We start from the raw sequence: 7,118 nt of genomic DNA, 5'->3' as shown, positions 1-7,118 counted from the left end.
ATGCAGTGGCAACCGTCGGGGCCAATAACACTTCCCTTAAAGGTCTGCCGGCTACATTGATGAAAGAAGCAAGTAATGTTCGCTATCTATCACACATCAAAGCCCTATTCAGCTTGGCTTATTAATTCATTATCGCCGTGACATGTTCACGGTACATGCCCTTTATTCCCGTTTTGGGAGTAAGGGCATTTTTGTTCAAAAAAGGCGGGCATCCGCTGAAGGGAGCCCGCCTTTTTCACTCAACATTACTATGTTTGGAATAAGTACGCTCGTGGCTAATGGACTCGGTTAATGAATAGTCCAAGCATACTGCATCACATAAAACATGTACGCATTGATCAAACAATGCACTTAACGGCTGGACGCTTTTCGTTTCATGATCCAAGCGATTTTTTGTTGCAGCTGGAATCACCAAGACCTCATGAGAGACATTCGCTAAATCCGATTGGTCATTCGGCGTGATCGAAAACACCTTGTATCCCACTTCCCTGCCTTTTGCCGCAACCGCTATCACACTTTTCGTCGAGCCGCTCCCGCTAATGGCTATGATCAGATCGCCTTTCGCATATGGTATCACTGCACCAGGTTGCCTTAGGAAATGGATCGCTAATCATTCATACACTCCGAATGCGACTAACGATAGACTTTTATGCACATAAAGACATAAAGGCTGGCGAGTATATCACGATCCATTACAACGGTGAACTTGATGGTAAATCCCCCTGGTTCGATGTCACTGGGTAGGCGGTTTTTCATTATTTTAAAGAATCCATTTTGAATGTTCAAAATGGATTCCTTTGTTTACAGGGACATTTAAACTTTACATTTTATTCGGCGTTGAAATTCCCAATAAACTTAACGCATCCTTCAATACTATCGCTACGGAAAAAGCGAATGAAAGCTTCATTTGTTTCCATTCATCTTCAACTAAGATTTTCGTATGTGCATAATACTTATTGAAAGCACGCGATAAATGCAAGCTGAATTTCGCGATTTGTGATGGGTCGGCTTGTTCAAATGATTTTTGGACAATGATCGGGTATTGCTCCAATAGCTGGATGACTGGCCACGCATATTCTCCTAAAGCGTCATACTGGATGGCCTGCTCTTTAAATTCACCTTTTTCAAGCAATGAGGAAATTCGCGCAAATGTGTACTGTACATATGGACCCGTTTCTCCCTCAAAATTCATCATTTGCTCTAATGAAAAATCAATATCGTTCATGCGGTTATTTTTTAAATCATTAAAGATTACCGCTCCGACACCAACTTGTCTAGCAACCAGTTCTTTCTGTTCAAGCGCTTGATTTTTTTCTTCAATATTGCTCTTCGCAGTTTCGATCGCCTCTGCCAGTACATCCGCAAGCAGCACGACTTTCCCTTTACGTGTCGACATTTTCTTACCGTCTTTTAACATCATGCCAAATGCTACGTGCTGTAAATCTTTTGACCAATCATACCCCATTTTTTCAATGACGTTAAAGAGTTGTTTAAAGTGCAGGGATTGTTCGTTTCCGACAACATAAAATGTTTTCCTCGCCTCATAATGTTTTTTACGATACATGGCTGCAGCTAAATCACGCGTGGCATAAAGCGTCGCACCGTCCGTTTTCGTAATTAAACAAGGCGGCATATCTTCCAATTGCACGACATAGGCACCTTCGGATAGGGTAAGTAAGCCTTTTTCTTTTAGTTCCCCGACAACAGCATCCATTTTGTCATTGTAAAACGCTTCACCGGCATAGGAGTCAAAACGGATGCCCAATAAATCATAAATCGTCTCAAACTCTTTTAGGGACGCATCCCTGAACCATTTCCACAATGCCAGTGCTTCCTCGTCCCCATCTTCAAGCGACTTGAAGCTTGCACGTGCTTGTTCATTCAACGATTCATCGGTTTCAGCTCTTTCATGGAACTTCACATAGATTTTCAATAATTCCTGAATCGGCGAAGCTTCGATTGCCTCTTTGTCGCCCCACAGCTTATACGCGACAATCAGCTTACCGAATTGCGTGCCCCAATCTCCTAAATGATTAATACGCACGGCATTGTAGCCATTTTTTTCGGCAATGTTAGCCAGTGCATTCCCTATGACCGTTGAGCGTAAGTGCCCCATGGAAAAAGGCTTGGCAATATTCGGGGAGGAATAATCAATCACGACATTTTCCTGTACAGGCTGCATCGAACCATACTGATCCTTTTCCCTTAATATCGTTTGCAGCACGTTTTCCGTCACCATCTGTTGATTGACGAAGATATTCAGATAACCACCCACAACGTTCACTTCTTGGATCAACTTACTGTTTAATTGTTGGGCTATTTCAGACGCAATCACTTGAGGCGATTTTTTGAATTTTTTTGCAAGAGTAAAGCACGGAAAGGCGATATCACCTAACTCCACCAATTTTGGCTTTTCCATTAATTTTTCTATTTCACTTGCTGGCATTTCATTGTTCAAAACAGTTGAAATCAATTCTGCTATTGGTTTATTCATCGTCATTTTCCTCCTAAACAAAAAAGCCCCCGCCTCTAAATAAGAGACGAGAGCATGAATTCCCGTGGTACCACTCTAGTTGCCACAAATTGTGACCACTTTCCATTGTTAACGAGGTGACTCCCCGATGTTCCCTACTAAACGTTTCAAGAAATTTCTCCAAAGTGCGCTTCATTCATCCGTCCTGCATTAGGCTCCCACCATCCCTAACTCGCTTTCCATTTCAAAATGAACTACTCTCTTCATCATAGAATTTTGAATATTATAATTTAATCCATCGTACACAATTTAAAAAAACGTGTCAACAGGATTTAAGAAACAAATCCTAACCAGCCGGTAACTTCATTTTATCCTTGATGGTCAAAAAATATTTCCTTACTGTCCCAATTGTGTCGCTTTGCTGATTAGACGGTTCAATTTTGGATTGACCATCGGCTAACAGCCCTAACACTCCCATTTCCCGGCCATTATTGCCGGAAGACTCATCTATAAGTTCTGGGGAGTATATTCGCTTGCCATCCATTATGCTGCGAATCGAGCAGGCTAACTCTTCACCCGGGCTATCCTTTAATAAATAACCACTTACATTAGCTTTTAATGCGAGTTGAAAATAACCAATCCTTCGAAATGTCGTTAAAATGACCACTTTACATTCAAATGACTTTAATGCTTCAGCTGCCTCAAGTCCGCTCATTACAGGCATCTCCATATCCATGATACACACATCAGGCTGTAATTGGTGTACAAGAGCCATCGCTTCTTCTCCATTACTGGCTTGCCCGACAATTTCTATATCTTCTTCAAGATTGAGTAGAGAACTTATTGCCTCTAACAGCATTTGCTGATTCTCTGCAATGACAATTCGAATCATTTTAAGTTCTCTCCTTTATCGAGTTCCTTATATGAAGCAAAGACTCCCCAAAATCCAAGGATTATTAAGGGAGTCTGGAATGATACATGAACGTTACAGTTCAGATTTCACTTGAGCGGGAACACTTTTTTTCGTTAAATATTTTATATCTTTGAAACCGACAAAATTCTTGGATTCCTCATCCCATAAACGGAAACGGAGTGAGCGCAAGCTTGTCGCAAGAGTAATCGTTGGAACGTTCTCTAAAGGCTGCGTATTATTGTGCGCCATTTCCAATTTATAGTTAGGCACCCTTGGACTTAAATGGTGAACATGATGGTAACCGATATTACCAGTAAGGAACTGCATCAGTTTTGGAAGCTTATAAAAAGAACTTCCTTCCACTGCTGCCAATACATATTCCCACTCCTCATTTTCTTCAAAATAAGAGTCCTCAAATGTATGCTGGACGTAAAACAGCCAAATGCCCACTGAACCAGAAATCATGAAAATGGAACCTTGTACCAGAAGGAACGACTGCCAGCCTACTGCCAGGCAAAGCAATGCCGCTAAAACGACGATTATTGCATTCGTCAAATACGTATTCATTTTTTCCTTCTTTCTTGCACCTTTACGGTTAAATCTATTTTTAAGAAGGAAGACATAAATTGGTCCCACACCAAACATAACCAATGGATTGCGATAAAAACGATAGGCAAAACGAAGTTTAAGCGGTGCAGCCAAATACTCATCGACAGTAAGGGTCCAAATATCCCCTGTACCCCGCTTATCCAAATTACCGCTTGTTGCGTGATGCACAGAATGCTCATGTCCCCATTGATCAAACGGGAATAAAGTCAAAACACCCATGATTGTCCCGACTATTCTATTCGCACGGCGGCTTTTGAAAAATGAATGATGCGTACAATCATGAAAAATAATGAATATTCTTGTCAAGAAGCCAGCAGCAATCACAGCTGGAATTAAGGTTAACCAATAAGAAACGGAAAGACTTATATATGCTAGGTACCATAAAATAATGAACGGCCCCAAAGTATTGATGATCTGCCATATACTTTGCTTTGTCGTTGATTGTTCAAAAGGAGCAATTTGTTTTCTCAAGTTCTTCGTATTTTGCAAGGTCATTATTCAATTGCACTTCCTTTATTTGTCGTTATTTCATAGTATAAAGAAATCCACCTGATATTATTAGTACCAGGTGTCATGACTAGAATATGACAAATGTCATGTACAAGTCATTTTCAACGGCAAACGGGTAAAAAAGGCCAACCAGTAAAAACCGGTTAACCTGTCCATATGTATAGGATTTCGTTTTCTTCAAAATAACAGGTAGCCTTACTTTAAGAACAGGACTGTCAATAGACGGTCTTTTTTAGCCTTTTTCAATGTCAGGCTTACAGTCCCCCAGCAGTAAGCAAATGAAATCCAGTTACTCTCCTTTTAAAAATAAATAAAGACCATAATCCGTCGAAGCAGAAGGATAACCCATTTGGCGTAACATGGCTGTGATATTGCCACGGTGATATGTTCCATGATTCACGACATGCGGTACCAATCCGGCTACACTTATTTTCATTTGGCCGCCAGATGGATTCTCAATTATAAGCGGTTTATCTATATTTTCTTTTTGGCTAAGCAACGATTTGTACCGCTCGGACAACTCAAAAAACATGGCCTCCATTTCCTCTAATTCCTTTGACTCTGTTTGTTCTTTCAGTTTTTCAGCCAACATCAATGCATGATTCATGCTTTTACCGGAAAAAACCTCCACCCACCCCAGATCGGAAAGATACACATGGGCCATCACACTCGATATCGATGAAAACACACTTTGAACTTCTTGATGGTAAACTTCCTTTGGAAGCTCTTTTAAGCGGTTGAAAATCTGTTTATTTGCCCATACGTTAAAATCATAAAACTGTAATGCAAAATGTGACATATAAAATCTCCCCTTCTTCATATATGGACTAGAACTAACGAATTAATTGTTCTTCACAAGGATTAAGTCGCCCTACAGCGATATAATTCGACACACTCACCCCAATAATTCGACCTACCTTAGTGTGGGTTTTGCTACAACAGCAGAATCGTAATCCTTTTAGATTCCCTCTTTTCTTATTATAGAGCCTTTCCACAATGTACCTCTATTTTATAGCTATCCTCCATAGTAAACTAGTAAAGTTAAATTTTACAAAGGGGAATAAAATAATTGTGAAAAAATTCTTTGGATGTTTTATTATGTTAATCCTTCTTTGTATATGTCTCTTTCCAACCAGTGGTCATTCATCAAGTAAAACCCAATACATAGGTTCTGTTAAAGTGGACAATACAAAAGTTTTTAGTTCTCCTAAATTAGGTTCTACTCTATTAAAGACCTTAAAAAAGGGCGAGGCGTTTCCCATCATTTCTTCTTCCGTTGGGGATTCCGCAGGGCCTATCATTCATAAAGTAAAGACTGGAAACACATTATGGAAAATAGCAAATCATTATGGTGTTACAGTAAGTGCGCTACAAAAAGAAAATAAATTGACTTCTTCCGAAATAACTGTCGGCCAAAACCTGAAGATTCCCCAAAAGTATAAGATCCATAAGGTTGTATCAGGAGATACATTGTGGAAGATTTCTACTAAATACAAGGTAACCACAAGCGATTTGACGAAATTAAATAACTTAAGTTCGGTTACCCTTAAAGTTGGCCAAAAATTGAAGGTTCCGGATTATTACTACCAGGTTCAATTGCTTGGCGGAAAAAAGGGATGGATAAAGAAAACCCAGCTTCAAAAAAAGGCGCAAAAACCTATCGTCATGGGCTGGACGCATAATGGCTCGAAAGAAAACTACACGCAACAAATTAAACAACCCAATTTAAATGTAGTTTCTCCTCGTTCCTATACGCTGACGGATACCGGTAATTTCGTTTCCGTTTCTGCAGATGCAAAATTCGTCCAAAACGCTCATAAACAAGGAAAACAAGTTTGGCAGCTAATCGGTAATAAATTTGACCCTGTTTTAACTGGTTCGATACTAGGCAGTACAAAAAAACGCCAGAAATTAGTTTCAGCTTTACGTGATTCACTTGTTAAAACTAAAAGTGATGGAATAAATGTAGATTTTGAAAACATCGATCCAAAAAATAAGAAGGACTTTGTACTTTTCATAGGCGAACTAAAAAAGGCACTAAAACCGCATGGAATTAAAGTATCCGTGGATGTCACCCGAGAAAATGACGACCCTTTTTGGTCAAAAAGTCTAGATAGGAAAGCACTTGGCAAAATAGCAGACTACATTATCATAATGGGTTACGACGAGCATTGGGGAGGGAGCCCAGTAGCCGGGTCCGTTTCCTCGTTACCTTGGATCAAAGAAGGAACCAAGCTTTTAATGAAAGAAGTACCTGCTCATAAGATCATATTGGCTGTACCATTTTATACGAGAGAATGGGTAACCGATTTATCGAACAATAAAGTTAAAAGTCATGACCGTACCATGGCTGAGGTCAACAAAATCATTTCATCTCATAAACTTAAAAAGGTATGGGATAAAAAGACTCAACAAAATTACGTGGAGTATACTTCCAAAGGGAAAAAGCATCAAATTTGGATTGAGGATAAAAAATCGATGAAGCTCCGCCTTGACCTGGTAAAACAAAATCATCTAGGCGGTACAGCTGCTTGGTACATTGGATCAGAAACCCCCGACATTTGGGATGTCTATCATTTTAATCAATAGGTTAATGGAAAAACCATAAAGGAA

At 39.8% G+C, this 7,118-nt stretch carries 6 protein-coding genes, 1 pseudogene and 1 other annotated feature; of the genes and pseudogenes, 2 read left to right on the top strand and 5 right to left on the bottom strand.

The genetic code is table 11. The annotated features are described in order from the left end of the window. Positions 1-125 (top strand): annotated as a pseudogene (locus tag Q8G36_RS26355) (NAD(P)/FAD-dependent oxidoreductase); the annotation flags it as partial. A 110-nt stretch (positions 126-235) separates the two neighbouring features. Here Q8G36_RS26355 and Q8G36_RS26350 read toward each other — a convergent pair. From Q8G36_RS26350 to Q8G36_RS26330, 5 genes are all read right to left on the bottom strand, one after another. Then, entirely contained in the window at positions 236-577 is a 342-nt protein-coding gene (locus tag Q8G36_RS26350; RefSeq protein ID WP_305162740.1) for an SIS domain-containing protein, read from the bottom strand. A gap of 243 nt (positions 578-820) precedes the next feature. Continuing rightward, entirely contained in the window at positions 821-2,500 is a 1,680-nt protein-coding gene (gene argS / locus Q8G36_RS26345) for an arginine--tRNA ligase (protein WP_370694126.1), read from the bottom strand. A 33-nt stretch (positions 2,501-2,533) separates the two neighbouring features. Further along, positions 2,534-2,752: a binding site (T-box leader), on the bottom strand. A 67-nt stretch (positions 2,753-2,819) separates the two neighbouring features. Next, the gene (locus Q8G36_RS26340) at positions 2,820-3,365 is read right to left on the bottom strand and encodes a response regulator (protein WP_305162738.1); all 546 of its coding nucleotides are present in this window, start codon (positions 3,363-3,365) and stop codon (positions 2,820-2,822) included. A gap of 93 nt (positions 3,366-3,458) precedes the next feature. Continuing rightward, positions 3,459-4,490: a fatty acid desaturase gene (locus Q8G36_RS26335; RefSeq protein ID WP_305162736.1), complete on the bottom strand. Its 1,032-nt coding sequence runs from the start codon at positions 4,488-4,490 to the stop codon at positions 3,459-3,461. A gap of 304 nt (positions 4,491-4,794) precedes the next feature. Further along, the gene (locus Q8G36_RS26330) at positions 4,795-5,304 is read right to left on the bottom strand and encodes a DinB family protein (RefSeq protein ID WP_305162735.1); all 510 of its coding nucleotides are present in this window, start codon (positions 5,302-5,304) and stop codon (positions 4,795-4,797) included. A gap of 380 nt (positions 5,305-5,684) precedes the next feature. Between Q8G36_RS26330 and Q8G36_RS26325 the strand changes: the two genes are divergently transcribed. After that, complete coding sequence (locus tag Q8G36_RS26325) at positions 5,685-7,094, top strand: LysM peptidoglycan-binding domain-containing protein (protein WP_305162734.1); 1,410 nt, start codon at positions 5,685-5,687, stop codon at positions 7,092-7,094. The last annotated feature ends 24 nt before the right edge of the window (positions 7,095-7,118 follow it).

Source organism: Peribacillus frigoritolerans (assembly GCF_030676415.1).
In the GTDB taxonomy this organism is placed as follows: Bacteria; Bacillota; Bacilli; order Bacillales; family DSM-1321; genus Peribacillus; species Peribacillus frigoritolerans_A.
This window is presented reverse-complemented; position numbering and strand designations above follow the sequence as displayed.